Here is a 1,011-nt window from a genome sequence, read left to right as displayed (position 1 = left end):
CGGCGGGACATCAAACTGTCCGTCGACCCCGACGACCTGTTCTCTGATGAGCTTGACCTAAAGATCATCGAATCGGCGTTCGCCCCGGGCGGTATGGCTGGGGCGGAGGAGTACCCGGTCCGTACCCTGACGTTGCCGTTCAACCTGTACGACAACGGCGCCGGCATCGAGGCCACTGTCTCGCGGTTCCGCAAGCTGTGGCGCGCTGGGCGGACGTTGCTGTGGCAGGTGACGACTCAGGAGTCGGGGCTGCGGCTGTTGCAGCTGCGGCGGTCGCAGGGCATCAAGTTCTCCCCGTCGCAGGACTGGAACATCACCGGCTACGCCCGGGCTGTGGTTACCGCTGTGGCACTGAACCCGTTCTACGAATCGGCGCCGCTGACGATGACCGTCACGAACCCGTCGAACGGGTCGAACACGTTCTGGCTGCCGGTGACGAACCCGACCGATCAGAAGGCGTGGCCGGAGTGGTCGCTGAAGCCGAACGGTGCGACGACGTTTTCGTTCGCTGACTTCAGCTTCAACAACGACCAAGAGATTGACCCTGATTGGGCGCCCGGTCGGTTCGCGTCCCGCATGATCGTCACCCCGTCGATCAACGTGATGTGGTCGGTGATGTCCGACCCGCTGATGGACACGTATGTGGCGGCGGATCTGTCGAACGCGAACGGTCAGATGCAGGCGGTGGAGCCGCTGTTCTGGATTCCGCCGTACACGGGCACTGACGCGAACGGCCCGGTGATGCTGCCGGTCACGATCAACGGCCCGGCAGGGTCGCAGGTGAAGCTGACGCTGCGCCGCTTTTGGTCGGCCGAGTCCGGGCTCGAATAATGACAACCCCGGTTGTTGCCTATACGGGGTCGAACATCGACGACTTCGCTCTGTGGGCTCGGGAGATCCGCGCCACCCGCCTGTCCCGTATCGCGAAACCCCCGCGCATTGAGCTGTACGACGGCAACTGGAACTACCGCGGTCTGTGCGCCAACATCATGGCCGACGGGTCATCGGTGG

General features: G+C 63.9%; 1 protein-coding gene and 1 pseudogene. Both read left to right on the top strand.

The features are described 5' to 3' along the window. Positions 1-831: hypothetical protein (locus tag LX12_RS21820; RefSeq protein ID WP_253656719.1), on the top strand; the 831-nt coding region annotated here is incomplete at its 5' end. Then, positions 831-1,011: pseudogene (locus LX12_RS21815) on the top strand (hypothetical protein); the annotation flags it as partial. The gene LX12_RS21820 and the pseudogene LX12_RS21815, both read left to right, overlap by 1 nt.

Source organism: Williamsia serinedens (assembly GCF_024171725.1).
GTDB lineage: Bacteria > Actinomycetota > Actinomycetes > Mycobacteriales > Mycobacteriaceae > Williamsia_A > Williamsia_A serinedens.
The sequence above is the reverse complement of the archived record's forward strand: the minus strand, read 5'-3'. Positions and strand labels throughout refer to the sequence as shown.